28 protein-coding genes are annotated in these 24,917 nt (G+C 58.6%); 18 read left to right on the top strand and 10 right to left on the bottom strand.

The genetic code is table 11. The features are described 5' to 3' along the window. Window positions 1–123 precede the first annotated feature (123 nt). The 3 genes from K290_RS0111160 to K290_RS0111150 all read left to right on the top strand — a co-directional run bounded on the left by K290_RS0111160 (window position 124) and on the right by K290_RS0111150 (window position 2,303). Window positions 124–1,023, top strand: a complete 900-nt coding sequence (locus K290_RS0111160; RefSeq protein ID WP_028752006.1) for a GNAT family N-acetyltransferase — start codon at window positions 124–126, stop codon at window positions 1,021–1,023. Window positions 1,024–1,110: 87 nt separating this feature from the next. Then, complete coding sequence (locus K290_RS0111155) at window positions 1,111–1,656, top strand: DUF4334 domain-containing protein (protein ID WP_245276518.1); 546 nt, start codon at window positions 1,111–1,113, stop codon at window positions 1,654–1,656. 305 nt (window positions 1,657–1,961) lie between these two features. Beyond that, a complete protein-coding gene (locus K290_RS0111150) occupies window positions 1,962–2,303 on the top strand; it encodes a hypothetical protein (protein ID WP_028752004.1) in 342 nt (113 codons plus the stop codon). A gap of 65 nt (window positions 2,304–2,368) precedes the next feature. Here the strand turns inward: K290_RS0111150 and K290_RS0111145 are convergent, their stop codons facing one another. Then, entirely contained in the window at window positions 2,369–2,656 is a 288-nt protein-coding gene (locus K290_RS0111145) for a hypothetical protein (protein ID WP_028752003.1), read from the bottom strand. A gap of 146 nt (window positions 2,657–2,802) precedes the next feature. Beyond that, on the bottom strand, window positions 2,803–3,825 hold the full coding sequence (locus K290_RS0111140; protein ID WP_028752002.1) for an LLM class flavin-dependent oxidoreductase: 1,023 nt from the start codon (window positions 3,823–3,825) through the stop codon (window positions 2,803–2,805). Window positions 3,826–4,044: 219 nt separating this feature from the next. Between K290_RS0111140 and K290_RS0111135 the strand changes: the two genes are divergently transcribed. Continuing rightward, window positions 4,045–4,320, top strand: a complete 276-nt coding sequence (locus K290_RS0111135; RefSeq protein WP_028752001.1) for a hypothetical protein — start codon at window positions 4,045–4,047, stop codon at window positions 4,318–4,320. A gap of 208 nt (window positions 4,321–4,528) precedes the next feature. Continuing rightward, window positions 4,529–6,361: a methyl-accepting chemotaxis protein gene (locus tag K290_RS0111130; protein WP_028752000.1), complete on the top strand. Its 1,833-nt coding sequence runs from the start codon at window positions 4,529–4,531 to the stop codon at window positions 6,359–6,361. 56 nt (window positions 6,362–6,417) lie between these two features. Here the strand turns inward: K290_RS0111130 and K290_RS37880 are convergent, their stop codons facing one another. From K290_RS37880 to K290_RS0111115, 3 genes are all read right to left on the bottom strand, one after another. After that, complete coding sequence (locus tag K290_RS37880; protein WP_028751999.1) at window positions 6,418–7,083, bottom strand: alpha/beta hydrolase family protein; 666 nt, start codon at window positions 7,081–7,083, stop codon at window positions 6,418–6,420. 121 nt (window positions 7,084–7,204) lie between these two features. Beyond that, window positions 7,205–7,393: a hypothetical protein gene (locus tag K290_RS0111120; protein WP_028751998.1), complete on the bottom strand. Its 189-nt coding sequence runs from the start codon at window positions 7,391–7,393 to the stop codon at window positions 7,205–7,207. Between the two features lie 110 nt (window positions 7,394–7,503). After that, window positions 7,504–8,562, bottom strand: a complete 1,059-nt coding sequence (locus K290_RS0111115; protein WP_028751997.1) for a LacI family DNA-binding transcriptional regulator — start codon at window positions 8,560–8,562, stop codon at window positions 7,504–7,506. 242 nt (window positions 8,563–8,804) lie between these two features. Here K290_RS0111115 and K290_RS0111110 point away from each other — a divergent pair, with 242 nt between their 5' ends. The 11 genes from K290_RS0111110 (at window position 8,805) to K290_RS0111060 (ending at window position 18,346) form a co-directional block, all read left to right on the top strand. Further along, the gene (locus tag K290_RS0111110) at window positions 8,805–9,794 is read left to right on the top strand and encodes an autoinducer 2 ABC transporter substrate-binding protein (RefSeq protein ID WP_037135252.1); all 990 of its coding nucleotides are present in this window, start codon (window positions 8,805–8,807) and stop codon (window positions 9,792–9,794) included. A gap of 85 nt (window positions 9,795–9,879) precedes the next feature. Next, entirely contained in the window at window positions 9,880–11,394 is a 1,515-nt protein-coding gene (locus K290_RS0111105) for a sugar ABC transporter ATP-binding protein (RefSeq protein ID WP_425337587.1), read from the top strand. After that, window positions 11,387–12,388 carry an ABC transporter permease gene (locus K290_RS0111100; RefSeq protein ID WP_028751994.1) on the top strand — a complete coding sequence of 334 codons (1,002 nt, stop codon included), beginning with the start codon at window positions 11,387–11,389 and terminating at the stop codon, window positions 12,386–12,388. Before K290_RS0111105 ends, K290_RS0111100 begins: the two co-directional genes overlap by 8 nt. Next, on the top strand, window positions 12,385–13,380 hold the full coding sequence (locus K290_RS0111095) for an ABC transporter permease (RefSeq protein ID WP_028751993.1): 996 nt from the start codon (window positions 12,385–12,387) through the stop codon (window positions 13,378–13,380). The genes K290_RS0111100 and K290_RS0111095 overlap by 4 nt, the downstream gene beginning before the upstream one ends. A 5-nt stretch (window positions 13,381–13,385) precedes the next feature. Further along, window positions 13,386–14,234 (top strand): sugar phosphate isomerase/epimerase family protein, encoded by an 849-nt coding sequence (locus K290_RS0111090; RefSeq protein ID WP_028751992.1) that lies wholly within the window; start codon window positions 13,386–13,388, stop codon window positions 14,232–14,234. Window positions 14,235–14,308: 74 nt separating this feature from the next. Continuing rightward, complete coding sequence (locus K290_RS0111085) at window positions 14,309–14,836, top strand: DUF992 domain-containing protein (protein ID WP_028751991.1); 528 nt, start codon at window positions 14,309–14,311, stop codon at window positions 14,834–14,836. Window positions 14,837–15,171: 335 nt separating this feature from the next. Next, on the top strand, window positions 15,172–15,486 hold the full coding sequence (locus K290_RS0111080; protein WP_028751990.1) for a BufA1 family periplasmic bufferin-type metallophore: 315 nt from the start codon (window positions 15,172–15,174) through the stop codon (window positions 15,484–15,486). Between the two features lie 33 nt (window positions 15,487–15,519). Beyond that, on the top strand, window positions 15,520–16,446 hold the full coding sequence (gene bufB, locus K290_RS0111075) for an MNIO family bufferin maturase (protein ID WP_028751989.1): 927 nt from the start codon (window positions 15,520–15,522) through the stop codon (window positions 16,444–16,446). Beyond that, window positions 16,433–17,248 carry an HvfC/BufC N-terminal domain-containing protein gene (locus tag K290_RS0111070; protein ID WP_051264009.1) on the top strand — a complete coding sequence of 272 codons (816 nt, stop codon included), beginning with the start codon at window positions 16,433–16,435 and terminating at the stop codon, window positions 17,246–17,248. The genes bufB and K290_RS0111070 overlap by 14 nt, the downstream gene beginning before the upstream one ends. Then, complete coding sequence (locus K290_RS34040; RefSeq protein WP_051264007.1) at window positions 17,232–17,786, top strand: DoxX family protein; 555 nt, start codon at window positions 17,232–17,234, stop codon at window positions 17,784–17,786. The genes K290_RS0111070 and K290_RS34040 overlap by 17 nt, the downstream gene beginning before the upstream one ends. 104 nt (window positions 17,787–17,890) lie before the next feature. Beyond that, window positions 17,891–18,346: a thiol-disulfide oxidoreductase DCC family protein gene (locus K290_RS0111060; protein WP_028751987.1), complete on the top strand. Its 456-nt coding sequence runs from the start codon at window positions 17,891–17,893 to the stop codon at window positions 18,344–18,346. Between the two features lie 68 nt (window positions 18,347–18,414). Here the strand turns inward: K290_RS0111060 and K290_RS0111055 are convergent, their stop codons facing one another. From K290_RS0111055 to K290_RS34035, 3 genes are all read right to left on the bottom strand, one after another. After that, window positions 18,415–19,419 (bottom strand): inorganic phosphate transporter, encoded by a 1,005-nt coding sequence (locus K290_RS0111055; protein ID WP_028751986.1) that lies wholly within the window; start codon window positions 19,417–19,419, stop codon window positions 18,415–18,417. Continuing rightward, window positions 19,419–20,036 carry a DUF47 family protein gene (locus K290_RS0111050; protein ID WP_037135251.1) on the bottom strand — a complete coding sequence of 206 codons (618 nt, stop codon included), beginning with the start codon at window positions 20,034–20,036 and terminating at the stop codon, window positions 19,419–19,421. The genes K290_RS0111055 and K290_RS0111050 overlap by 1 nt, the downstream gene beginning before the upstream one ends. 169 nt (window positions 20,037–20,205) lie before the next feature. Next, window positions 20,206–20,595: a hypothetical protein gene (locus tag K290_RS34035; protein WP_183932596.1), complete on the bottom strand. Its 390-nt coding sequence runs from the start codon at window positions 20,593–20,595 to the stop codon at window positions 20,206–20,208. Window positions 20,596–21,131: 536 nt separating this feature from the next. On the opposite strand from K290_RS34035, the gene K290_RS0111040 reads away from it, so the two are divergent. Continuing rightward, complete coding sequence (locus K290_RS0111040; RefSeq protein ID WP_028751984.1) at window positions 21,132–21,674, top strand: hypothetical protein; 543 nt, start codon at window positions 21,132–21,134, stop codon at window positions 21,672–21,674. Between the two features lie 15 nt (window positions 21,675–21,689). Here the strand turns inward: K290_RS0111040 and K290_RS0111035 are convergent, their stop codons facing one another. After that, the gene (locus tag K290_RS0111035; protein ID WP_028751983.1) at window positions 21,690–22,337 is read right to left on the bottom strand and encodes a response regulator; all 648 of its coding nucleotides are present in this window, start codon (window positions 22,335–22,337) and stop codon (window positions 21,690–21,692) included. Beyond that, entirely contained in the window at window positions 22,334–23,761 is a 1,428-nt protein-coding gene (locus K290_RS0111030; RefSeq protein ID WP_037135250.1) for a sensor histidine kinase, read from the bottom strand. Before K290_RS0111030 ends, K290_RS0111035 begins: the two co-directional genes overlap by 4 nt. Window positions 23,762–24,067: 306 nt before the next feature. On the opposite strand from K290_RS0111030, the gene K290_RS34030 reads away from it, so the two are divergent. Then, the gene (locus tag K290_RS34030; RefSeq protein ID WP_051264005.1) at window positions 24,068–24,790 is read left to right on the top strand and encodes a hypothetical protein; all 723 of its coding nucleotides are present in this window, start codon (window positions 24,068–24,070) and stop codon (window positions 24,788–24,790) included. The last annotated feature ends 127 nt before the right edge of the window (window positions 24,791–24,917 follow it).

The raw sequence follows: 24,917 nt of genomic DNA, 5'->3' as shown, positions 1-24,917 counted from the left end.
GCGTGATCACCGCTACAACCGAAGCGGGGTGGTCGGCTGCCGGAAACGTGAGAGTCCATCCTGCACGGTAGGCCAAGCGTTCCCGCCGGTCCGGGAACGCGCATGTTGGGAGGGGAGATAGTCATGGCAAGATCCAGTTCGATCCAACTGGATTCCTTCGAACTGACCCTCAGCGAGATGGAGAATGCCGATCTCGATGCCCTGCATGCGCTTTCGCTGGCGGTCGGCTGGCCGCATCGCGCCGAGGACTGGCAGATCGTTCGTGAGATGGGTCGCGGCGTCGTGGCGCGCGATGCCATAGGCCGCGTGCTCGGCTCCGCCATGTGGTTCGATTTTGCTCCCGACTTCACCACCATCGGCATGGTCATCACCTCTCCAAGATTGCAGATGCTGGGCACCGGCCGCTGGATGATGGAGCATGTCCTTGCTCAGACCGGTTCCCGCGCTCTCGGCCTCAATTCCACGCGCGCGGCCAAGCGGCTTTATCAGTCACTCGGCTTCCGCGCGGAAAAGCTCGACTATCAGTGCAATGGCGAAGCGATTTCTCCACCCGTCGTACCGCTGCCGCCACGCACCCGCCTGCGAGCGCTTGATCAGGCCGATCTTGCGGAAATTGCCGCGCTGGATTTGGCGGCCTATGGTGCGGGTCGAATGCCAGTGCTTGCGCGCCTGTTGAACGTCTCGAAAGGTATGGCGCTTATACGCGACGGGCGCATCGTCGCCTATTCGCTTTGCCGCCGCTTCGGGCGTGGCCACGTGATTGGCCCGGTCGCCGCAACCAGTGACGAAGAGGCAATCGCCGTCATCCGGCCGCATGTCGCCGACCATGCCGGCAGCTTCCTGCGGATCGACACCCGCCAGCAGACCGGCGCCTTTCCGCAATTCCTCGCGCAATCGGGCCTGTCCGTCTACGATACGGTAACGAGCATGTCGATGAGACGCGCATGGCTGCAGGGAGACGGCGCTCAGCCGAGCGGCGGAGGGCCGCTCATCTATGGTTTGGCGAGTCAGGCCTTGGGGTAGCTAAGTTCCAAAGGAACAGTATTCGGCCGTCTTTGCATGGGATGGTGCGGGCCTTGATTCGACCATCAAGCTTCCGAGTTGAGCGACGTGGAAAATACTGCCAAGCAGATCCCAAGCAGTTTCCTATCGGAGGCCGACGCCCTTGACTATTTCGACAGCCTAAGCGTCGCGCCGGTCGCCGAACTTGCCGGACTTTGGCAAGGTCATGGCGTGGCATCCGAACACCCGCTGGATGGTGTCTTGGAAAATCTCGGATGGTACGGCAAGCGCTTCGCCGCTGATCTGAGAGCCGATGCTCTGCTGTTTGCCGTAGGGCCTCATCGGCTGGTGGCCATCGACCCTGCATTGATCCCTCTGAGGCTCGCTTTCCGCTTTCATCGTTTCGGACGAACCCAGGTGGCGCGCAACTTGTTTTTGTATCTGCAGAAAATCTGGCGAGCAAAAGGGCCGGTCGCCTCACTCAGACCGATGTCCTTCAGGGGCAAGACAAGTGCCGCAATGGTATATGACAGCCAGCCGATTACCGACCATTTCCGCAGAATTGACGAGGACCGGCTCCTCGGCGTCATGGCTGTAGAGGGAGATAGCCGGTATTATTTTTTTGTCCTCACGCGTGTGGGGACGGAGCCTTAGGGCGCACGGGGGACCACAATCGGCAAATGGTCGATATCATCGTGTCCCCGGTTTTGCCATGATCCCTATCCACTGGTGCGCTGCACCACTTACCGCCACATATGACTGTTCTCCGCAAATGCCTGCGCTATCTAGTTTATTAACGGGCATTGAGTACGTCACTTCCACGGTTCCAGCTTGGCACCGGATGAAAGGGCTAAAGTGCCCCGCGAATCAAAGTGGCTACATGAATAGCTCGTTCGGGTAGCATTCAGGTAGGTACTGTATGATCCCGCCCATATCGCCGACATAGGAGGAAGCGAAAGATGTTTGGACGTTTCACAGGAATTTCTTGCATTGCGTTGGTCGCAATGGCCGCGGTGCAATTGCTACCTTCGGCCGCGATGGCGCAATATTACGACGATGACAATGGCCCGCCGCCGCGGTGGGACCGCCAAGATCCGGACTGGGGTCGCTCGCGAGGGGATTGGGATCGTGGTGGCGGCTGCGACCGGCGCGAACTCATGCGAGCCGCCCGCGAAGAGGGTTTCCGCCGCATCGATTCCATCCAAATGAACGGACGGCGCATTATCGTGCGTGGTTGGAATGACGGTGGTCCCGACCGTATGGCCTTTGCCAACCGGCGTGGTTGCCCGGCTCTTAACTAATCGGCGATGACTCATTGCGCGCCGATAACGAGGCCCGGCATGGAATGCCGGGCCTTATTCATGAGTTAGTCGCAACGGCGGATCGTTCTTGTGATTCGATCGCCGTCTTCGTTCATGCGCGTAATCGTCTTGGTGTAGCACCGATCGCGGTCATAATAGCGATCACGATGAACCCTGCCGACCGAAATGCCGCGATCGCTAATGATCACGCCGGCGCGGTCGCGATGATGCCCTTGATAGTAGCCGTCATCATATGAGGGGCCGCCGATTACGAGGTCGTCTGCGAATGCCGGCACAGCAGCGGATCCCATGACGAGAGCGGCGACTGCGCATCCGATGATTGTATTTCGCATGTGTTTATCCTCCTTAATTGCATATTTAAGCAACGATTGAGGAGGGACATGGTTCCCACATAGGACTTCAGTCCAATGGCGCGGTGGAAACGCCAGCAAGCCGCTCAAGGATCAATTGCCGATATTTGATGCCTTCCCGAGCGGCGTCAGCGCCAGCCAAGTGCCGGCGCGACGTGAGTCAGAATCGCTTCGATGACATGCGCGTTATAGTCGACGCCGAGCTGGTTGGGGACGGTCAGAAGCAGTGTGTCGGCCTCGGCAATAGCCTCATCCTTTGCCAGTTGCTCGATGAGTCTATCCGGCTCTGCGGCGTAGCTGCGACCGAAGATTGCTCGGGTTTTCTCGTCGATGAAGCCGATCTTGTCGTCATCCTGGTTGCCATATCCGAAGTAGGCGCGGTCGCGGTCGTCTACCAGCGCAAAGATGCTGCGGCTGACTGACACCCGCGGCTCGCGCTTATGGCCGGCCGCCTTCCATGCCTCGCGAAACACTCTGATCTGGTCGGCCTGTTGGACATGGAACGGAAGCCCGGTTTCGTCATCCTTCAGCGTCGAGCTCTGCAGGTTCATCCCCAGTTTTGCCGCCCAGGTTGCGGTGGCATTCGAGCTGGCGCCCCACCAGATCCGGTCGCGCAGACCTTCCGAATGCGGCTCGAGGCGCAGGAGGCCAGGCGGATTTGGGAACATCGGCCGCGGATTGGGCTGGGCAAAGCCCTCGCCGCGCAATACGTCGAGCAGGACCTCGGCATGGCGCCGGGCCATCTGAGACTCGGTCTCGCCTTCGCCCGGCACGTAGCCAAAATGACGCCATCCGTCGATGACCTGCTCGGGGGAACCGCGGCTGATGCCGAGCTGCAGGCGCCCGCCTGCGATGATGTCGGCAGCACCGGCATCCTCGGCCATATAGAGCGGATTTTCGTAACGCATGTCGATGACCGCCGTGCCGATCTCGATGCGGCTGGTCTTCGCGCCGACGGCTGCCAGCAGCGGGAACGGCGAGCCAAGCTGGCGGGCGAAATGATGTACGCGGAAATAAGCCCCGTCGGCGCCCAGTTCCTCGGCCGCGACGGCGAGGTCGATAGACTGCAGAAGCGCGTCGGATGCCGATCGCGTCAGCGATTGGGGTGAGGGTGTCCAGTGCCCGAACGATAGGAAGCCGATTTTCTTCATCGTCGTGTAGCCTCAAAACTGTGATATGCGCAGCTTACCTCTTGGCACAATTCCGGCTGGACATACAGCCTCGGTTCTCATGCGGCGAAAACTGGCTGCGGTGAGGTCAAATACGTATAGGCCGGCGCGGTGAGCGGCAAAGAAGCTGCAGGGAACAATCGCATTCGATCGTCTGTTCTGCGATCGCCTGCAGCAACGGTTTGAACACGGGAGTCAGTTATGCGGCGTATCATCCTTCTCGCGGCCATTGGCCTGATTATCTGTTCCTGCGATCAGACGAGCACCCATACAGGTAGCTTTTCGTTGCAGCCAATCCCGGGAAGCATCACCTATACCGGTCAGCCGACGATGAAGCTCACGAAATCTCCCATCGGAAGCCAGGTTCCGCACCATTTCACCGACCAGTGGGGAAATGACGTCTTCGAAACCTACATCATCGAGCCGGATCGCAGCTTGAGATTGGTCGATCGGAGAATCATCGAGCAGCCGTTTTAGGATCGTATGCTCTGCGAGTTTCTTGCTCGTTACGCGTACTCTCGAATGCTTTATACTTGAGACTACGCTAATATTTTAGATAGTTTAGCGATAATAACAGTATTTGTTTTTCTACCGTAAGTCGAATACAGAACAAAATCGGGGAATGAGAAATAATTAAGCATGTTTGTATATCCTCGCATTTGATCTTTAGCCGCGAGGGGCATTCATGGCGTCAATTCAGCACAAAACCATCATAGCCAGCGTCGCAATTTTCGCGTTGGCGGGCGGCGCGACGGGCGTTGGCATATGGTCGACATCCACCCTGTCCGGAAACAATGCGGAAGTTGCCCGTTCGGCACAAGTGCTTCGCAACCACATGCAGGCCGATATGATGCACGACGCTCTTCGCGCGGACGTGCTTGCTTCCCTGCTGGCCGCGAACCCGGCTGCGGGCATGGCCGCTGACGCCGTGAAAGCGGATTTGGCGGAACATGAAGCGTCGTTCCGGGAGATGATCACCGCCAACAAAGCGCTCGCAACCGACGCCGCCACACAGCGCGTTCTTGCCGGTGTCGAACCGCCCCTTCTTGCCTATATCGACAGCGCCACGAAGATGGTCGAGCTTGCCGGCAAGGACCCGTCGGCGGCCATGAAGTCGCTGCCCGAATTCATGAAGCAGTTTTCCGCATTGGAAACTGCGATGGAACAGGCCGGGGATCAGATCAACGCGGTCTCGGAAGACATCGCAAAACGCAGCGCCGCTACCCAGGCCCTTGTCGATACGCTCTTGAAGGTGCTCCTCGGACTGACCGCGCTATTCTCCGGCGGCCTTTACCTGCTGACCCGAAAGACGGTTACCAAGCCGATGCTTGCACTCTCCAGTGATATGGCGAAACTTGCCGGCGGCGACACCAACATTACGTCTGGAGGCGCCGGTCGTTCGGATGAAATCGGAACCATGGCGTCGGCGGTCGAAGTCTTCCGCCAGGCCGCGATTGCCAACAAACAGCTCGAGCAGCAGGCCGAGGCAGCTCGCGCGGAAGCGGAAGCCGACCGGATCGCGGCGCGAAAGCAGGCCGATGAAGATGCTGGTGCGCGCCTGCTGGCCGTGACGTCGGACCTTGGCGCCGGGTTAAAAAGACTCGCCGCTGGCGACCTTGCCTTTCAGATTGATGTCCCCTTCTCGCCCGAATTCGAGAGTCTTCGACACGATTTCAACAGCTCGGTGAAGCAGCTCGGGGATACGCTGAGCGCCATCTCGATGGCTATCACAGCGATCGATGACGGCACCCGGGAAATCGCATCGGGCGCCAACGATCTTTCAAGACGAACCGAGCAACAGGCGGCGTCGCTTGAAGAGACGGCGGCGGCGCTCGATCAAATTACCGTCAACGTGTCGAATTCGAACAAGCGCACCGACGAAGCTCGTGCGGAGGCGATAAAAGCAAACGATAGCGCCGCAAAGTCCGCGGAGGTCGTGTCGCATGCGGAAGAAGCGATGCGCCGTATCGAAGCCTCAGCGGAACAGATTTCCAGCATTATCGGTGTTATCGACGAAATCGCCTTCCAGACCAACCTTCTGGCGCTGAACGCGGGCGTCGAAGCCGCTCGTGCCGGTGAAGCCGGCAAGGGTTTTGCCGTCGTCGCCCAGGAAGTGCGTGAGCTTGCACAGAGATCGGCCCAAGCCGCGAAGGAAATCAAGGGACATATTCAGAAGTCCTCGGCCGAGGTCGAAAGCGGCGTGAAACTGGTGCTCGATACTGGCCAGGCCCTGAAGACCATCAGCGGACAAATTGCCGGCATCAGCCAACATATGAACGCCATCGCGACCTCCGCCAAGGAGCAGTCGACGGGGCTTGCCGAAGTGAACGTCGCCGTCAATTCCATGGATCAGACAACACAGCAAAACGCGGCAATGGTAGAACAATCCACCGCAGCGTCGGCCAGCCTTGCTCAGGAAGCGGCCAAGCTTCGCGATCTCGTTGCCCAGTTCAGGCTGCAAGCGGCTTCGATGCAGCCCGCTGCTGCGCGTCGCACAAGGGGACAGATGGCGGCGTAACCGTGTCCTTCACACGGCGCCCTCCGAGACGCGGCCGGCTGTAAAGCCGCAAAGGCTCAGCTGGCCGCTCTTCGATCTCCAAGACGGTCGCTCCATGCTCGCACCGTCTCGGCCACCGTTCTCAGGTGCTCGGCGGCCGTGAAACCGGAAACTGCCTTGCGCGGTTTCAGGTCGTGATCGCCGTCTTCGAGCCAGACCATTTCAATGGCGTCCGACAGCACGTAATGGGTCACCTCCTCACGGGTGCCGAATTGATCTCGCGTGCCCTGGCAGATTAACGTCGGGGTCTTCAACTCGGCGAGGTGGGCTGTGCGCAGATTTTCAGGTTTTTCCGGCGGATGAAAAGGGTAGCCGAGGCAGAGCAATCCGACGATCTTGCCGGCTGCGTAGAGGTCATCGGCAATCATGCTTGCCACGCGGCCACCCATTGATTTGCCACCGATAACAAGCGAGCCGTTGGCCCCGAGCTCGGCAACCGCGCTCAGATATTCGCCCTTCAGCGTTTCCGCCTTCGGCGGCGGTTTTCGCACGCCGGAATTGCGCCGGCTGGCCATGTAGGCAAATTCAAAACGAGCAACGCGAAAATTATGCTCGGCGAGGGCGCGAGCAGCGGCGCTCATCGAAGCAGAATCCATCGGCGCACCCGCGCCATGCGCAAGGAGAATGGTGATCTCCGCGTCTTCCGGACCTTGAAGAAGGAACTTGCCGTTTGTGATCGTCATGGGGCTAGTTTTCGCCCACGGTTTCGAGTTTGACAATCGTGGGCGTAGCAAAATCTGATCCAATTGTTGTCAAATGGATCTGCTCGCTTTGCATGTCATTGAGTAAGCGAACCCGATGCTTTTAAAGACGCTGCTTTGCTCCGGCACTTTTGCCGTCGGAGCTTTTCGAACGTTCTTCAAACCGCTCGGAACCTTTCGCAAGGTCTGAACCCTTTTGAGCTTCTACCTTCTTTTCCTCTTTCGCAGCGCTTTTTCTCAATCCGCGCGCAGCTTGCTTACCCTTTTCGGTTGGAGCTTGCTCGATGCCCATAGTCTTTCCTCCGAGACTTGCTGATCAAATCTCAACGGCCAAGCTTTAAGTTCGTTCCGGCTTTGTGGATGGGACTCTAGGCATAAAGCGCTTCCGTCGACGCTTGCCTCCTAAACAATGTCCTTGAGCCCATCCAATGGACCAGTCAGGGCTGTGCGTGGCGGCACGAGGTCCGGGCGAATAAGATGGATTTTCGGCGGCGTCCGCGTTTCCTCGATCAGCTCGAATGCCTTGGTGATCATGCCTTCCACGTCCTGGCGCATCATGATCACGGGAAAGGGGAGGAAGGATCCGAACGGATCGTAGTCGTAGCAGCCGACGACCAGATCCGCGAAGGTTTCGTGCGGATGGGCCGACATGAAACGCAGCAGCCCTTCGAAATTGATCGACGAGTTGATGAAGAGCGCACGGGGCAGGCGGCCTGCCTTCTCGAAAAACGCCTCGAAAGCAATTCGGGCCGTGTTGGGCGAATAGCCGGTCGGCTGGATCGACGCCTCCGGATCGGCGCCAAGCAGTGCGCGTTTGACGTCCCGGAAACCGCGGATACGTTCACGGCTGGCATGGTCGTTTCGCCCGCCGAACAGGGAGAGTTCGTCGGGGCTTAAGGGATCGTCGGATGCAAAGCGGCCGATGATCGCTTCCGTCAGCATGCGCCCGCCTTCGTAATTGTCGCTGATGACCGAATGGGTCTTCGTGCCCGGAAGGTCGATATTGATGTGTTTCAGGCCCGCCGCTTCGCAGACTTCGTGCACGCCGTCGGGATCCGTCGCGCCGCATATGAACAATTCGTCAATGGAGTAGGAGATCAGATTCTCGGCGGTCTCGCGTTCTTCCTGGGGGTCGCGGCTGGAACTGACCACAATCGGACATTGCCCCCGTTGGCGCACATGGGCTTCGAACGTCTGAGCCATGGAGGAGAAGTAGCGATTGTCGTAAACGGGGAGCATCAGCCCCACCAATCCCGAGCGAGATCTGCGCAGCCCCTGCGCCTGCCGGTTCGTGGTATATTGATGCTTTTCGGCGAGATCGCGAATGAGTTCGGCCGTACTTTCCTTGATGCGGCGCTTGCGCCAGGTGCCGTTCAGGACCGCGCTGACGGTCGAGGGGGAAATTCCGGAGAGCATGGATAGGTCATAGATCGTGGCCTTCTTCCGACTGTCTTTTTTCATGAATGTCTCCTCGGTTTGTCTTAGCCCCCGAGTCCTCTTGACGAAAGGATAGATCTCATCGATATTGATTGCACCATCGATTGTGCAAAAAAGAAAGATCGATTGTGCACAATAATGGTGCCGTTTGAGGAAGCGGCTGCCAAAGGGAGGCGGGGCATTGATTCGCCACCCAAGCCGGGAGGAAGGCCGCCTGTTGCGGAGCGCCTGTTTGTTCCCCGAGGGGAACTGTGGAGGAGAAGATCATGAAGAGATTTATCGTGGCTGCGCTAGCAGCTTCGCTGTCGCTTGCGACCGCCACAATGGCCTTTGCACAGGACACCGGTAAGGTCGGCATCGTCGTGAAGATCGGCGGTATCCCGTGGTTCAACGCCATGGAAGCCGGCATCAAGGAGCAGGGAAAGAAACTTGACGTCGATGCCTTTATGATCGGTCCGACAAGCGCCGATCCGGCGCTTCAAGTGCGTGCCATCGAGGATCTGATCGCCCAGGGCGTCAAGGTCATCGGTGTCGTTCCCAATGATGCCAAGGTGCTCGAGCCGGTTCTCAGCAAGGCGAAGGAAAAGGGTATCATCGTCATCACGCATGAATCGCCGGGTCAGAAGGGTGCCGATTGGGACTTCGAGCTTGCCTCCTCGGTTGGCTTCGGTGAAGCGCATGCCAAGCTGCTCGCCGAGAAAATGAGTGGCAAGGGCGAATATGCAGTCTTCGTCGGTTCGCTGACGGTACCGTTGCACAATGCCTGGGCCGATGCGGCGATTGCCTATCTCAAGAAGAATTATCCCGACATGAAGCTCGTGGGCGATCGTTACGGCGTGGCGGAAGACGTCGACAAGAGCCGCAGCACGGCGCTCGATCTCATTTCCGCGCATCCGGATCTGAAGGGCTTCCTTGCCTTCGGCAGTCAAGGTCCGATCGGCGCAGGCCGCGCGATCGAAGAGCGTCGCAAGGTCGGCAAGATCTTCGTGCTTGGCCCCTTCTCGCCCGGACAGGGACAGAAGCTTCTGAATTCGGACGCGATTTCCGGCGGCTTCATGTGGAATCCGAAACAGGCTGGCGAGGTCTTCGTGACGCTTTCGCAAAAGCTGATGAAGGGTGAGCAAATCAAGGACGGCGAGCAGATCGAAGGCTTGGGCACCATCCATCCCGATTTCGAGAAGCACAACATCATCGTCGATCAGCTCGTTCCGATCAACAAGAAGACGGTTGCCGATCTCGCGGCGATGGGGCTCTGAAACAAGTCCGGTTCTCCCGGCAGGCTGGGCCGGCTTCGGCTGGCCCGGCATGTCCTCACCCATCCACGGTATGACGGGCGGATCCATGTCTGAGATCGAAAGCGCGGATGCGAGCGGCGGAGCGCTGCTATCTCTTCGCGACATCAACATAACGTTCGGCGGGGTCAAAGCCTTGAAGAACGTGGCCTTTGAAGTCCATCCGGGCGAGGTCCACTGCCTTGCCGGCGAAAACGGCTCGGGCAAGAGCACGTTGATCAAGATCATCACCGGCGTCTATCGTCCGGCACCCGGCGCCGTCATCGAATATGACGGCCAGACCTATTCGCATATGTCGCCGGTGACCGCGCAGGCGAAGGGAATCCAGGTCATCTGGCAGGACCTCGCGCTGTTTCCCGAGATGAGCGTCGCGGAAAATATCGCGTTCCAGACCGTGCTCGGCCGCTGGCCGCGCCTGGTCGATTACGCGCGGATGCGACAGCTTGCCATGAACGCGCTGAAACGGCTCGGCGTTGCGCTCGATGTCGATCTGCCTCTCAAAGAATTTGCAATCGCTCAACGGCAGATCGTGGCGATTGCCCGCGCCTTGGTCGGTGAAGCCAAGATCGTCTTCATGGACGAGCCGACCGCTTCGCTTACGCAATCCGAAACCAACCATCTTCTCGAGATCGTCCGCAATCTCTCCGCCTCCGGCGTCGCCGTCGTCTTCGTCAGCCATCGGCTTGCAGAAGTGCTCGACATATCGAGCAGGCTGACGGTGCTTCGGGATGGTGCGCTTGTCGGCGTCTATCCGGCGGAAGGCATGACGCAGTCCCGTATCACCGAGCTGATGACGGGAAAGACCTTCGACAATCAGGTTCGGGCGAGGCCAAAGGATCAGCAGGCCGTTGTCCTCGATGTCAATTCGCTCAGCCGGCGTGGTCAGTTCGAGGATATTACGCTGACGGTGCGGCGCGGTGAAACGCTTGGCATTACCGGGCTGCTCGGGGCCGGACGTACCGAGCTTGCCCTTGCTCTCTTCGGCATGACGCGACCGGATTCCGGAACGATTATGCTAGATGGCAAGCCTGTACGCTTCTCGTCCAATCGCGATGCCGTCCAGGCCGGCGTCGCCTATCTTTCCGAGGACCGGCTGTCGCTCGGGCTCATCCAGCCGCAATCGATCGCCGACAATCTCGTGATTTCGTCGTTGCGCAAGATCCTGTCCGGCGGCTTGCTCTCCGACGAAAGGAAGGAAAGCCTTGTTTCGCGCTGGATTCGCGAGCTCGGTATCAGAATCGGGCGGCAGGAGGATGCGATTTCGACATTGTCGGGCGGCAATCAGCAGCGCGTCGCCATCGCCAAATGGCTGGCGACCGATCCGAAGCTGCTGATCCTCGATGCCCCGACGGTCGGCGTCGATGTCGGTGCGCGGGCCGGCATCTTCGACATCGTCGCCAAGCTGGCCGAAAGCGGCCTGGCGATCATCCTGATCTCCGACGAGGTGCCCGAGGTCTATTTCAATGCGGACCGCGTGCTGCACATGGCGCAGGGCAGGATCGTCGGCTCGTTCGATCCGCGGCAATGCTCCCTTCACGATATCGAGGCTGCCGTCTATGCGTAAATTCATCGGCACCCATGCGACGGAAAGCTCCCTGCTGGCGGTGATGATCGTCATCTGCGCCTTCCTGTCTTTCGCCACGGATAATTTCTTTTCCCTCGGCAATAGCTTCGATCTCCTGAACACCAGCGCCGTCAACATCATCTTCGCGGTTGGCCTGCTGGTGGTTCTGATCGCCGGCGGGATCGATATCTCCTTCGCCGTTGGCGCCTCCGTCGTGCAATATGTGACGGCGATCGCGCTCGGCTGGATTGGCGGGGGAAGCTGGTTTTCGGGCCTTCTCATCGCGGGATCGATCGGCATCCTGCTCGGCGCAATCAACGCCTTCCTTATCCATCGCTTCCGCATCATCTCGATCGTCGCGACCATCTCCACCTTCAACATCTATTTCGGGCTTCTGATGTTCTTCACCAAGGGCGTCTCGATCTACGACCTGCCGGACTGGCTGACGGACAAGGTGGTGCTGTTCGAGCATGAGATGCCGGACGGCACATGGATCGAGATCACCCTTCCGGTCCTGGTCATGGCAATCTGCGTCGTCGCCACCTGGGTACTCATCACTCGCACCACCATCGGGCGGCAGCTCTATGCCTTTGGCGACAATCCAGAAGGTGCACGCCGTTTCGGCATCAATATCGGCGCCATGCAGTTCATCGCATTCGGCTGGCTGGGGCTGATGGCCGGCATCGGCGGGCTGGTGCAGGCGCATTATGCGCAGGAGGTGGTCCCGAATGCGCTTTACGGTCGTGAACTCGACGTACTCGCCGCGGTGGTTCTCGGCGGCGCGCGTCTCGGCGGCGGCAAGGGATCGGTGCTCGGCTGTGTTCTCGGCGTGCTGCTGATCTCCATTACGCAAAACGGGCTCAATCTGATGGGCGTCTCGCCTTTCGCGTTCAAGATGATCATCGGTGCCATCATTCTGGTCGCCATCACTTTATCGAATACGCGGATCGACAAGCTTTTGCCTGTCCTGCGCAGGGAAGGGCCGGCACGATGACCGTTCTCGTCGAAAGTTTCCAAAAGCGTTTCGGTTCGGAAATGGCAGGCCCATTCTTCGCCTTCCTTGCCGTGATGATCTTCTTCGGGCTTGCCTCGCCGCAATTTCTGAGCCAGGCGACCTTCGGTTCGGTCGCCTTTCAACTTCCCGAGCTTGGCCTTCTGACACTGGCGATGCTGCTGCCCATTCTGACGGGCGGGCTCAACCTGGCCATAACATTCACGGCCAATATCGCCGGATTGACGGTTGCCTGGGTGCTGCAGGCAAATGGAGGCGTGGATGCCGGACCTTTGGCGTTTGGCCTCGGATGTGCGCTGGCACTGGCGGCAGGGGCGGCGAGCGGCGTGATCATGGGTTTCGTCATCGCCTATACGCGCGCTCATCCCATCCTCGTCTCGCTGTCTATGATGATCTTCCTGCGCGGCCTGGGTGAATTTCTCACACGGGGCGGTGACGTGTCCGGCTTTCCGGATTTCCTCCGGCCGCTGGGGCACGGATCAGTGCTCGGCATTCCCGTTCCTTTGATCATCTTCATTATCTGCGTTCTCGTCTGGCATCTGCTGCTGACGCGCATGAAGCTGGGCTTCAATACCTACATGATCGGCTCCAATATCGAAGCCGCGCGTTATTCCGGCGTCAATACGCGCAAGGTTGTCGTTCTCGTCTATACGCTCTCCGGCGCCATGTGTGCGGTGGCCGGCATCATCATGCTGGCGCGGTTCAATTCCGTCCGCGTCGGCCACGGCGAATCCTATCTGCTGATCACGGTGCTTGCCTGCTTCCTGGGCGGCGTCAATCCGTTCGGCGGCTTCGGCCGCGTGATCCCCGTCTTCGTGGCGCTCGTCGTTCTGCAGCTCCTGTCTTCGGGGCTGAACCTGATGGGAGCCAATCAGCATCTGGCGACCGCGGTCTGGGGCCTGCTCCTGGTCGGGGTGATGTTCCTGCGCTGGGTCGCCTCGCACTACAAGTTCCTCAACAAGAGAAAAGGATAAAAGCTATGGAAGGCTTCGGTGTTCATACCAGCATGTGGACGATGAACTGGGACCGGGCAGGGGCCGAGCGGGCCGTCGCCGCCGCCGTGAAATACAAGGTGGATTTCATCGAAATCCCGATGCTCAATCCGCCCGCAGTCGATACGGCCCATACCAAGGCGTTGCTGGAAAAACATAGGCTTCGGGCGGTGTGCTCGCTCGGCCTTCCCGAACACGCCTGGGCGTCCGTCCGCCCGGATGCTGCGATCGAACATCTCGCCATCGCGATCGACAAGACCGCCGATCTTGGCGGCGAGGCCCTTTCCGGCGTGATCTATGGCGGCATCGGCGAGCGTACCGGCGTGCCCCCGACGCAGAAGGAGTATGACAATGTCGCCCGGGTTTTGACGGCCGCAGCCAAGCACGCCAAGGGCCGGGGCATTGAACTCGGCGTCGAGGCCGTCAACCGCTACGAGAACCATCTGATCAACACAGGCTGGCAGGCGGTGGAGATGATCGAGCGCGTCGGTGCCGACAACGTCTTCGTCCATCTCGATACCTATCACATGAACATCGAGGAAAAGGGCGTCGGCAACGGCATTCTGGCTGCGCGCGATCACCTGAAATACATCCATCTGTCGGAAAGCGACAGGGGTACGCCCGGCTATGGCACCTGCGATTGGGACGAGATCTACGCGACGCTTGCCGCCATCGGCTTCAAGGGCGGGCTTGCGATGGAGAGCTTTATCAACATGCCGCCGGAGCTCGCCTACGGACTGTCGGTCTGGCGGCCCGTCGCCAAGGATGAGGAGGAGGTCATGGGCAACGGCCTGCCGTTCCTGCGTAACAAGGCGAAGCAGTATGGTTTGATCTAAGGAATCCTCCTTCGGCTCGAACGAACTCCTGTCCGGCGCGTTGAGGAAAGTGCGAATGGTCAAGGAGAAATCTTATGAAAAAGTTTGCTCTTGTTGTCACCGCAGCCTCGCTCGCGATCGCCGTTCCTGCCGCCGATGCAGCCACCACGGTGCATCGATCACAAAGACACACCCACAAGGAGGAGGTTACGACCGGGCCTAAGGAGCGTCTTGGCACCCTGTCCTGCCAGGTCGCGGGCGGCGTCGGTATGATTATCGGCTCCAATAAGGCCGTCGATTGCAGGTTCAAGCGAAGCTCAGGTCCGTCGGAGCGCTATATTGGCTCCATCGGCAAGCTCGGTGTCGACATCGGCGTGACAGGCAAGTCCTATCTGAGCTGGGTCGTTTACAGTATCCATCCGACCCGCGCCGGGGAAGGCGCTTTGGCCGGCGATTATGTCGGCGCGTCCGCCGGTGCCGCGGTGGGCGTGGGCCTCGGTGCAAATGCGCTGATCGGGGGCAATTCGAGAAATTTCGGTTTGCAGCCATTGAGCGGCGAAGCGGGAACGGGACTTAATGTTGCTGCCGGTGTTTCGAGGCTGCAATTGCGCCCGGCTAGATAAAAGCTCTCACAGGCAGGATGTGGACCTGTGAGGGAAGCGGTAAATTCTTGATGGTTCGACATGAAAAAAACCGCCGGGTTTGCGCCCGGCGGTTCGTTGTGTTCGCGCTTAAGCGGCGCGGCAGTTCTGGGTGAACGGTCGCCACCGCGCGCCCGATATGACTTAGAAATCTTCCCGAATGGCGGTCTCTCGATTGCGTGTCATACACGCTTGGCCCCGGCGCGCCGGCAATCACGCGTTCGTGACAATCTCGGCTGTAACGAATCTCCTTTCGCAAACGAGTACCTGACGTGCCCCGAAGACAGGGGCGTCACGAACCCAAATGGAGATAGTTCATGTTGAAAGCTACTGTGAGTTCTGTCCTGCTCGCCGGTGCGGTTACCACGGCGCTTGCGTCGATGGCCGCTGCCGCACCGCTGACGAAGGCTGAAGCCAGTGCTGCCGTCGCCGCTCACAAGGAGAAATGCTACGGTGTTGCTCTGAAGGGCCAAAACGATTGCGCAGCCGGTCCAGGAACCACCTGCCAGGGAACGTCGACCGTGGATTTCCAGGGCAATTCCTGGAAGTTCGTTCAAGGTGGCACTTGCGCCTCGCTTGATATTCCCGGCGGCCGCCATGGCTCGCTGATGCCGCTCAAGCGCGATCTCTAATCGAAATAGTGATTGGAAAGCGGAGAAGACACGATGAACGCCCACAATCGAACCGTCGCTCCTGTCGTCGAAGCGGGTGCCGCGCTCCGCTTTCCCTCCTATCCCGTTCACGGTTTGGCTGGGACGAGCTTCAAGCCGGAACATCTGCCTGCCATTCTTGCAGAAAAAGGCCCGCAAGGGTTTTTCGAAATTCACGCCGAGAACTACATGGGCGCCGGTGGTCCTCCCCATCACGCGCTCGAACTCGTGCGACGGGATTACCCAATCTCGCTGCATGGCGTCTGCATGTCGCTCGGTGGGCCGCAGCCGCTGAACAGGGGTCACCTCCGGCGCTTTCGCGAGCTGGTGATCAGATATGAGCCCGCACTCGTGTCCGAGCACCTGGCGTGGTCGACCCACGAGAATACCTATCTGAATGACCTGCTGCCGCTGCCCTATACCAGCACCACGCTCGCGCATGTCTGCAATCACATCGACGAGATGCAGACGGCGATCGGACGTCCCATCCTGCTCGAAAATCCCTCGACCTACGTGCTTTTCGCTGAATCTTCCATGAGCGAAACGGATTTTATTGGCGAGATTGCGAAGCGGACCGGTTGTGGGCTTTTGCTCGACGTCAACAACGTCTTTGTTTCGGCCACCAACCACGGCTATTCGGCGCTGGATTATCTTGGCGATTTTCCCCTGTCGAAAGTTGGTGAAATTCATCTCGCAGGCCATGCCGAGCAGGCCGATGACGAAGGCGAGCTGCTGCTGATCGACAGTCATGATGGACCTGTCGCGGACGCGGTCTGGCGGCTCTATGAGATCGTCATCGACCGATGCGGGCCAATTCCCTCGCTCGTCGAGTGGGACAGTAAAATCCCCGATTGGCCGGTCTTGCGCGCCGAGGCGGTTGCAGCGCAAGCGATTCTCGATCCGCAATCCCGGACCTCAGGAAAATCCCATGCGGTCCGCTGAGATCCTCTCGATCGGGCGCGGCGATCCGTCATTCGCTTCGACCTTCTCCACGTCGCTGCTCGATCCCGAACAGCGAACGCCGGCTTCGCTGGTCGGCCCGCATGGGAAAGGCGCCGACAAACGCTATAATGTCTATCGCAACAACGTTACGGTGAGCCTGATCGAGGCGCTGGCCGCGATTTTTCCTGCGACCCAGCGCATAACGGGGCCGGATTTCTTTCGTGCGATGGCGCGCTTCCACATTCGCGAAACGCCGCCGACCTCACCGCTTTTGTTTGAATATGGTCATGACTTTCCGGCGTTCATCGATGCCTATGAATACGCGCAGTCGATGCCTTGGTTGGGCGATGTCGCGCGACTGGAGCGGGCCTGGCTGGATGCCTATCATGCTGCCGATTGCCCGGTCATCTCAGCGGATGATCTCGCGCGCGTCGCACCGGACGAGCTGCCCGACCTGCGATTTCACGTCCATCCCGCGACGAGAATTCTGTCCTCCGGATTTCCGGCCGTGACGATCTTCGCCGCCAATCGGGGCTCCGAACCGGTGGGGCGCATCGAGCGTATCGCTCCAGAGGATGCATTGATCACGCGGCCAGACCTCGAGGTCGTGGTCCGGTTGCTGCAGCCCGGCGGGGCCGCATTCCTCATCTGCCTTGCCGATGGAGGTACTTTCGCGGCGGCGGCGGCCGCAGCGCTGACTGTCAACCCTGCTTTCGATCTTGCGGGGATGGTTGCCGAGATGATCGAAGCCGGCGTTTTTACTGAGATTTACCTGGGGAATTCCAATGACGAAAACGCTTGAAACTTCGGTAGTGGGCAGGCCGTTCGCACCTGTCATTGCATTTCTTGAAAAGGCAAGCTGGCTGGTACAGATGATCGCTCAGCCATCCCTGGTGCAACTCATTCTGCGTATCGGGCTTGCCGTGCCGTTTTGGCGTTCCGGCATCCTCAAATGGGATGGGTTCCTGCAGTTGAGCGATACGGCCGTCGAGCTCTTCACGGACGAGTTCATGCTGCATCTGCCGGGCGGCCCATATCCCTATCCTGCTCCGGCGGTGATGGCATTTCTGTCGGGTTCCGGCGAGGTCGTATTTTCGACCCTTCTGGTGCTTGGCCTTGCTACGCGTTTTGCCGCGACCGGTCTTCTTGTCATGACCGCTATCGTGGAATTGACCGTTCCAGATGGATGGCCTGTTCATATTACCTGGGCGGCGATGGCGCTGGGCATTATGGCCTGGGGGCCGGGACGTCTGTCCCTGGACTATCTCATCCGACGGGTTTTCGGGCTGGAGGCGCCGTTCCGGACGACCTCGTCCGCAGAAAGTGATCACAGCGCTTGAGTTGCTGGCTCTTGCCGAAATGACGTGTGCCTGACGGTTACGACAGCTTTCGCTTGACGCAAAACATATTGCGACGTTCATTGCGCTTCGGAGATGCGCTGCCGATGACCGAACTTGCTTCATACAGTTTCAGAAATGACCCGAACGTGCCGCCTCATGATCATGACAAGGGTCTTATCGTTTTCGACAACGAGTGCATTTTCTGCTCCTCGTTCATCCGTTTTGTCTTCGCCCACGACCCTTCCGGCCGTTTCCTGTTCACGGCCGCGCAGTCTCCGCTTGGACAGGCGCTTTATCGGCACTACGGCCTCGATACGACGGACTTTTCGACCAATCTAGTGATCGTGGACGGCATCCTGCACACGAAAATGGATGCGTTTGCCACCGCCGTGCGGTGTCTCGGCTTTCCGTGGAGCTTGCTTGCGGTGGTGAACTTGATGCCGCGGCGGCTTGTCAATGCAGCATATGATCTGATCGCCAAAAACAGATACCGCATTTTCGGCAGATACGAGACCTGTCTTGTGCCATCCAAGGAATTGCGGGCGCGTGTCATCGAGTAGCCTTGCCGGAGCGACGAGCCTTGCCGATATGGTAAAGCGGGAAGAGACATTCCCGGCGCACTCGGTTCCTATACCACCCAGTTCGTGATCCAGTAGACCAGCGCCGAGATGAGGGCTGCGGCGGGCAAGGTTATCACCCATGCGACGACGATATTGCCTGCTAATCCCCATCGCACGGCCGAGACGCGTCGAGCGGCGCCGACGCCGATGATTGCACCGGTAATCGTATGCGTCGTCGAGACCGGGATGCCGAGCCATGTCGCGGCAAATAAGGTCAGCGCGCCGCCTGTCTCGGCGCAGAAGCCCTGCATCGGATTGAGCCTGGTGATCTTCGAACCCATCGTGTGCACGATCCGCCAGCCGCCGAACAGCGTGCCAAGGGCCATCGCGGATTGGCAGGCCAAGACGACCCAGAGAGGCACATGGAATTGCGCTCCGGAATGTCCCTGGGAATAAAGCAGAACGGCGATAATCCCCATGGTCTTTTGGGCATCATTTCCGCCATGCCCGAGGGAGTAGAGAGAGGCGGAGACGAATTGCAGCACGCGGAAGACGCTGTCGACAGCAAAGGGCGTCTGGCGAACGAATATCCATGTCACGCAGAGGACAAGGAAAAGTGCGAGCAAGAAGCCCAACAACGGCGACATGACGATAGCGCCGGCCGTCTTCAGGAGGCCCGACCAGACGATGGCGCTCATGCCCGTCTTGGCCAAGCCGGCGCCGACGAGACCGCCGACCAACGCATGCGAGGAGCTTGACGGAATGCCGAATATCCACGTCACGATATTCCAAACGATCGCGCCCATCAGGGCAGCAAAAATGACCTGAGGCGTAACGATACCGGGGTCGATAATACCGGTACCGAGCGTTTCGGCGACATGCAGCCCGAAGAACAGAAAGGCGATGAAATTAAAAAATGCGGCCCATATCACGGCATATTGCGGCCGCAAGACCCGGGTCGAGACGATGGTCGCGATCGAATTGGCGGCGTCGTGCAATCCATTCAGAAAGTCGAAGAACAGTGCCACGGCAATGAGACCTGCCAGCAACGGAAGCGCGAGGGTGGCCTCCATTAGACGTTCTCGATCACGATGCCGCTGATTTCGTTAGCGACGTCTTCGAAGCGGTCGACGACCTTCTCCAATTCGCCATAAATCTCACTGCCGATGATGTAAGCCATCGGATTCGTCCCGCCATGTCGGCGAAAGAGATCCTTCAATCCCCGTTCGTGCAATTCGTCGGAACGACCCTCGACCTTGACGACCTCTTCCGTGAGCGCACTCAGACGGGAAGAGTTGGCGCCCATCCGATCAAGGAGCGGGACTGCCTCGGCCACCAACTTGGCGGCCTGAACGATCACACCGCCCATCTCCTGCATGCCGGGATCAAATTTGGTTTGCTCGAATAGCCGAATTGTCTTGACCGTCTTATGCATCATGTCGATTGCGTCATCCATCGACATGATCAGATCCTTGATGTCGCCACGATCGAAAGGCGTGATAAAACTGCGTCGGATCGCAAGCAAAACTTCGCGGGTAATGGCATCCGCCTCGTTTTCGAGCTCAACGATACGCTGACAATGCCGCTCGGTATCTTTGCCCGAAAGCAATTCGTTCAGAGCTTCTGCTGCGCCGACGATGGTGCGGGAATGCCGGGCGAAAAGATCAAAAAAGCGATCTTCTCGCGGCATCAATCTACGAAACCAATTCAATAGCGGCGCTCCAAAACACTTAATGTCGTAAATCTGTCATAAATGACGGAGCAGTAGATGAAAAGACGATGGGTCTTGCAAAACTTATTCGCGCACCAATAAAGATTTGGATTATCTGGCCGATCCGCGGAGGTAACCGGGAGAATGCCTACAAGGATGCGTGTCCGACAGGGTTATTTTCGATCCTCGTCGACCGGGATGCTGCGATCGAATGCCGTGAGGTCAAGGATGCGTCGACGACGCCGGATGGCGAGGAGCATTGTTGCAACTCGATGGCGAGAAGCGTTACGGCTTCCGCCAATGCCTTCTCCGCATCGGTAAATGCAAGCGCCGAACCCGCCTCCCTCGCTTCGCCATATATGTCGGCGGATGCCATGACACGCTCGGCGAGATAATGACATTCAGGGGTCGCTTCGACAATTTTCAGAGAAAGCCGGAGATTGATGGCCACTTGAAGCAGAAAAGCTGCGGCTGAGAAATCGACAATGGCGCCGGGCGGTGTCGTGTGATCCAGGTACATCTTCCATTGTGTTTTCATTTTTATGCCTTTCGCGCCGGGCCAGCTCGAAATGAACCGCAAGAGCTGGCGGGATTTCTGTGCCGGCGCCAATCGGGCATATTGTTGGCGCCACGCGTACTCGGCGTCGCTTTAGCGACTGCGATCAAACAAGTGAGTTGTAGAGCGTGTCTACGAGAGATTCCCCATTTCCTATTGCAGCCGGCCGTGACAAAAGGCATTCATCTCTACGTCTTCGTCTGGTGTGCCGACTATCTGCCAGCTAGTAGTAAGCGCAGGGCAGGCGCTCTTTCAATCGCGCTGTTTGCTATTGAGGCTTCAGTCCAGCCGCCCTTTGGACCTTTGTCCAAGGAAGAGCCGGACCAAGGTCTTAGCCGAGATTGCAAAAGTCCAAGATGGGCATTTTTGTCTGGACAAAGGTTGACGGCCGCGCCTCAGAAACGATCTGATGTCGTTGCGGAGAGGTTGTTTTGAATACGTGATCGGACTGTTTCGCGTACGGCGCCTGAACAGTCTTTCCGCACAATGACTATTTATGAGCGTGCAGGAGGCCAGCCATGTCTTTACGCGGAAAGTCGATCACCGCTCTTCTCGGTGTTTCGTTTACGCTGGCGCTCGTCGCAACGCCTTATACCGTCGAGATTCATGGATCTTCTATCAGCCTAGTCGCCCAAAAAGCTGCCGCAAAGAGCGGAGGCAATGGAAACGGGGGCGGCAACGGTAACGGCGGCGGCAACGGTAACGGCGGCGGCAACGGTAACGGCGGGGGAAATGGCAATGGTGGAGGTAATGGCAACGGTGGGGGTAATGGCAACGGCAATGGCGGAGGCAACGGCAACGCCGGCGGCAATAGCGGCGGCAATGGCAACGCCGGTGGAAACAGCAGTGGCAAAGCGGCCAGCGGAAAAAGCGCTACGCAAAGTGATTCGGATGACTCAGCCGAGGCAAATGATGCGTCGATGGCAGTGCACCACGATGATGGCATGAGCGAAGAAATACAGAACGGACGTTATGTCATGAAGGATTCGAAGGGTCGCACCATCATCAATCGCAGTGCGACGGTGGCCGATCAGCAGAGGCTGCGGTCTTTCCTTCATTAATAAAAGCACAATGCTCTAAACACGCTTTTCAAGCGCATCGCGAAAAGCCATCGCTGCCTCGGTTCGGTTCGCAACGCCCAATTTCGTGAAAATCTGGGTCATATGGTGTTTGACGGTCTTTTCGTGGAGATCAAGCTTCAGCCCGATGTGCTTGTTGCTTAATCCGGCTGCAACGAGCTGAAGTACCTCGCTTTCCCGGCCTGTCAGGTCACGAAGAAGATCCGCTTTTCGCAACGAGGCGCTGCCGTCGCCCGAGATCAGGCGAGCGGAGAGCGTGGGGGCGACATAGCTTTCTCCGGAGGCCACCGTGCGGAGGATGTCTGCCAGCGCTCTCGATCCAACGCCTTTCAGCACATATCCCTTCGCTCCGTTTTTGAGAGCCGCGGTCACATCGTCGCTGGCTTCGGAGACCGTCAGCATCACGATCTTCTGATCGGGCACCCGCTCCACGATCAGCGAAAGCGCCTCCAGGCCTCCGCCCGGCATGGAGATATCCAGCAATAAGACGTCTGGATGCTTATCCTCCGCTATTCGGACCGCATCCTCCCTCGTACTGCCTTCGCCCACGATCGTAAAACCTTCGATCTCGGCAAGGCTGCGAATGACCCCTTCCCGGAACAGTGGATGATCATCGACCACCGCCAGACTGATTGCCGTCGTCATATCTGCTCCATCTCCATTGCGTTCAGCGACATTTGAACCACGGTGCCGCTTTCGGAAGACTTTAATTCGAAAATGCCGCCGAGACTTTCCACCCGCTCTCGTAGGCCAGCCAAACCGATGCTGCTTGGCGGTATATAGGCCGGATCAAAGCCGGGTCCCTCGTCCGATACCGCGATTGTAATCTGTCCGCCGTCGATGGCTTGTCTCACTTGCTGTGCTGCACCTTCACCGTGACGATAGCCGTTGTTCAGTGCTTCTTGAACGAAGCGATATATGCATATCTTCGCGGAAGTCGAAAGTTCTGGCGCCGTATCGGAAAGCGACAAGCCGACCGTGACGCCGGTCCGTTGCTCATGGGCACGGACGGCGCGCTGCAATAGTTCGGTCAGGTTTGCCGACTCGATATGCGGCAACACCAGCCCGCTGCAGATGCTCCTGATGTCTGCCATCGCATCATCCAAGCTTGACTTGATTGCCGCAAGCGACTGCTCTCGGTTCTGCGCCGGCGCGGCCGGATTGACCAGCGCCTCGCTATCCAGTCTGAGGGAGGCATAGGCAACGAGCTGGGCGGGGCCGTCGTGTAAATCGGCGCCAATGCGTCTAAGATAGCTTTCATTGAGAGCGGCGGCACGTTGTGAAGCTCTTTGCACGCGGGCATGCAAAATCTCGTTCTGTTGCAGAAGCGACGATAGCTCGCCGATACGCGCTTTCAATGCGCTACGCTGGCTCTCGATCGTTCGGCTTCCGCGTAGAACGATAATGGATAGGACGAGAAAGAACGTCAGGGTGAACAGGGCGACGGCTAGCCAGCTTCTCATACGCGCCTGGTTCAGGCTGCGCTCGAAGTCGTATGCCACCTCATAAAATTCGGAAACGGCCACAACCTTGCCCGACCAGGGCTGGAGGACCGGATTGTAGATCTCCAGCAGCGGCTTGCCGCTGTTGCGCTCTGCGACGCTTTCGACGTCGTCGTCGAGCTGGTTGAACTGCGCCACCATCGTGCCGGCAAACGCCGTCTTCAGATCATGGCTAAGCGGGAACTGTTTGCCCATAAGGTTTTTGTCGTTGGAATAAAGAATGGTGCCATCGCTACGCCATAGGCGGAAGGACATAAGGCGGCTGCCAAGCGCGCCCTCACCGAGCGTTTCGTCGAGCGCGTGCGTCACCGTATCGTCCAGAAGCTCCGTCGTCTGCATATCCGGAAGCAGCGGGGCGATGACGCTGTCGACATAAAGAGCGGTGCTGGCGGCAGAGTTGCGCGTAACGGCATCCTCGATGAGACTGGTGACGAAGGCGCCCACGAGAAGCATTGCGCAGGCGGAAACAAAACCACCGATCAGCAGAAATTGTTTCGCGAGCGATTGAGAATTCCAACCGGCGAGTAAACGAACCGGCGACAGCATTGATTTGAGCTTCGTCAGCATGTCTGGCTACTTTCACCGATGACCACCCAATACAGCATACCTATCGTAGCCGAACAGCGCGTCAAATGGCGACTGGTTCACCTCCCCTGGCAAGTCTTTTGCTTTCTGCAAACCAAGCTTCTTTCGACATCAATGAGACTTTCGGCTATCCGCCGTCGGGCTAAGGTCCGATCGCCGGAGGCATTGGTCTGACCCCGGTAGAAACTTTCTTTTCGAGCAATATTGTGGCGAGCAGCAACATTGCTCGTCCCCGCCGCGGTCGCATGGCATCGGAAGGGCGCACGTCTGAAATGAAAGGAAAAGTACATGAAACTCCGATCAGTTTTCGGAACGACCATGGTCGCTCTGGTACTAGCCGTCGCTCCGGCCGGCGGCGCCGCTGTGGGTCTGACGGGTCTTGCCTATGCCAAGGGCGGTAATGGAAACGGCAATGGTGGTGCCGGCGGCGGCAATGGCGGCGGTAACGGCAACAGCAACGGTAATGGCAATGGCAATAGCGCGAGCCACGGCAGCGCCAATTCGAGCCACGCCAAGTCCGATGACGCAGATTCGAGCGACGCGGATGTGGATGCTGATACGGATGCAGATGTGGGCCATGGCAAGCAGGCGACTCACGTCTCGAAGTCTGCGGCTGCTGATGAGAAGCTTGAGAAGCACGGCGTCACCAAGACCAAAACGCAGGCAGCGGCGCTTGGCAGCCTCAATTCCCTCAAGAGGAACTATCATGCCTATATGAATTCCAAGGATCCCAAGATGGCGGCGATCAGAGCCTATGTCATGGATTATGCTGAATTCGAACTCAAGAATGGAACCAATGCTGTTCCGACGGATCCTGCCCTGAGCGACGAAGCACTGCGCTCGGCTTTGGCCCAGGAATCGAAGACCGGCGTCGTGACCGACAAAACGCTGGCCGAGGCTAAGGATATCCTGGGCGTCGGCCCTGCGGTCGGGAAAATAGATCAGGTTCGTGATGCGCTGGAAAGATCGACTGTGGCGCCAACGGACGATACGACAGACACCGCTGATTGATTGAGCGCTGCGGCGGGTGTGAAAGGCCCCCCAACCGGATTCATCCGCCGTTTCGCTGAGCGACCAACATGCTCAATCGTGTTGGTCGCTCTTTTTCATCCGCCTTCCTGATACGGCGTTTCGTTGC

It is taken from the genome of Rhizobium leucaenae USDA 9039 (assembly GCF_000426285.1).
In the GTDB taxonomy this organism is placed as follows: Bacteria; Pseudomonadota; Alphaproteobacteria; order Rhizobiales; family Rhizobiaceae; genus Rhizobium; species Rhizobium leucaenae.
This window is presented reverse-complemented; position numbering and strand designations above follow the sequence as displayed.

Coding starts and splice junctions, on each gene's coding strand:
- K290_RS0111160 (WP_028752006.1), top strand. CDS start 124: ATGGCAAGATCCAGTTCGATCCAACTGGATTCCTTCGAACTGACCCTC.
- K290_RS0111150 (WP_028752004.1), top strand. CDS start 1,962: ATGTTTGGACGTTTCACAGGAATTTCTTGCATTGCGTTGGTCGCAATG.
- K290_RS0111145 (WP_028752003.1), bottom strand. CDS start 2,656: ATGCGAAATACAATCATCGGATGCGCAGTCGCCGCTCTCGTCATGGGA.
- K290_RS0111140 (WP_028752002.1), bottom strand. CDS start 3,825: ATGAAGAAAATCGGCTTCCTATCGTTCGGGCACTGGACACCCTCACCC.
- K290_RS0111135 (WP_028752001.1), top strand. CDS start 4,045: ATGCGGCGTATCATCCTTCTCGCGGCCATTGGCCTGATTATCTGTTCC.
- K290_RS0111130 (WP_028752000.1), top strand. CDS start 4,529: ATGGCGTCAATTCAGCACAAAACCATCATAGCCAGCGTCGCAATTTTC.
- K290_RS37880 (WP_028751999.1), bottom strand. CDS start 7,083: ATGACGATCACAAACGGCAAGTTCCTTCTTCAAGGTCCGGAAGACGCG.
- K290_RS0111120 (WP_028751998.1), bottom strand. CDS start 7,393: ATGGGCATCGAGCAAGCTCCAACCGAAAAGGGTAAGCAAGCTGCGCGC.
- K290_RS0111115 (WP_028751997.1), bottom strand. CDS start 8,562: ATGAAAAAAGACAGTCGGAAGAAGGCCACGATCTATGACCTATCCATG.
- K290_RS0111110 (WP_037135252.1), top strand. CDS start 8,805: ATGAAGAGATTTATCGTGGCTGCGCTAGCAGCTTCGCTGTCGCTTGCG.
- K290_RS0111105 (WP_425337587.1), top strand. CDS start 9,880: ATGTCTGAGATCGAAAGCGCGGATGCGAGCGGCGGAGCGCTGCTATCT.
- K290_RS0111100 (WP_028751994.1), top strand. CDS start 11,387: ATGCGTAAATTCATCGGCACCCATGCGACGGAAAGCTCCCTGCTGGCG.
- K290_RS0111095 (WP_028751993.1), top strand. CDS start 12,385: ATGACCGTTCTCGTCGAAAGTTTCCAAAAGCGTTTCGGTTCGGAAATG.
- K290_RS0111090 (WP_028751992.1), top strand. CDS start 13,386: ATGGAAGGCTTCGGTGTTCATACCAGCATGTGGACGATGAACTGGGAC.
- K290_RS0111085 (WP_028751991.1), top strand. CDS start 14,309: ATGAAAAAGTTTGCTCTTGTTGTCACCGCAGCCTCGCTCGCGATCGCC.
- K290_RS0111080 (WP_028751990.1), top strand. CDS start 15,172: ATGTTGAAAGCTACTGTGAGTTCTGTCCTGCTCGCCGGTGCGGTTACC.
- bufB (WP_028751989.1), top strand. CDS start 15,520: ATGAACGCCCACAATCGAACCGTCGCTCCTGTCGTCGAAGCGGGTGCC.
- K290_RS0111070 (WP_051264009.1), top strand. CDS start 16,433: ATGCGGTCCGCTGAGATCCTCTCGATCGGGCGCGGCGATCCGTCATTC.
- K290_RS34040 (WP_051264007.1), top strand. CDS start 17,232: ATGACGAAAACGCTTGAAACTTCGGTAGTGGGCAGGCCGTTCGCACCT.
- K290_RS0111060 (WP_028751987.1), top strand. CDS start 17,891: ATGACCGAACTTGCTTCATACAGTTTCAGAAATGACCCGAACGTGCCG.
- K290_RS0111055 (WP_028751986.1), bottom strand. CDS start 19,419: ATGGAGGCCACCCTCGCGCTTCCGTTGCTGGCAGGTCTCATTGCCGTG.
- K290_RS0111050 (WP_037135251.1), bottom strand. CDS start 20,036: ATGCCGCGAGAAGATCGCTTTTTTGATCTTTTCGCCCGGCATTCCCGC.
- K290_RS34035 (WP_183932596.1), bottom strand. CDS start 20,595: ATGAAAACACAATGGAAGATGTACCTGGATCACACGACACCGCCCGGC.
- K290_RS0111040 (WP_028751984.1), top strand. CDS start 21,132: ATGTCTTTACGCGGAAAGTCGATCACCGCTCTTCTCGGTGTTTCGTTT.
- K290_RS0111035 (WP_028751983.1), bottom strand. CDS start 22,337: ATGACGACGGCAATCAGTCTGGCGGTGGTCGATGATCATCCACTGTTC.
- K290_RS0111030 (WP_037135250.1), bottom strand. CDS start 23,761: ATGCTGACGAAGCTCAAATCAATGCTGTCGCCGGTTCGTTTACTCGCC.
- K290_RS34030 (WP_051264005.1), top strand. CDS start 24,068: ATGAAACTCCGATCAGTTTTCGGAACGACCATGGTCGCTCTGGTACTA.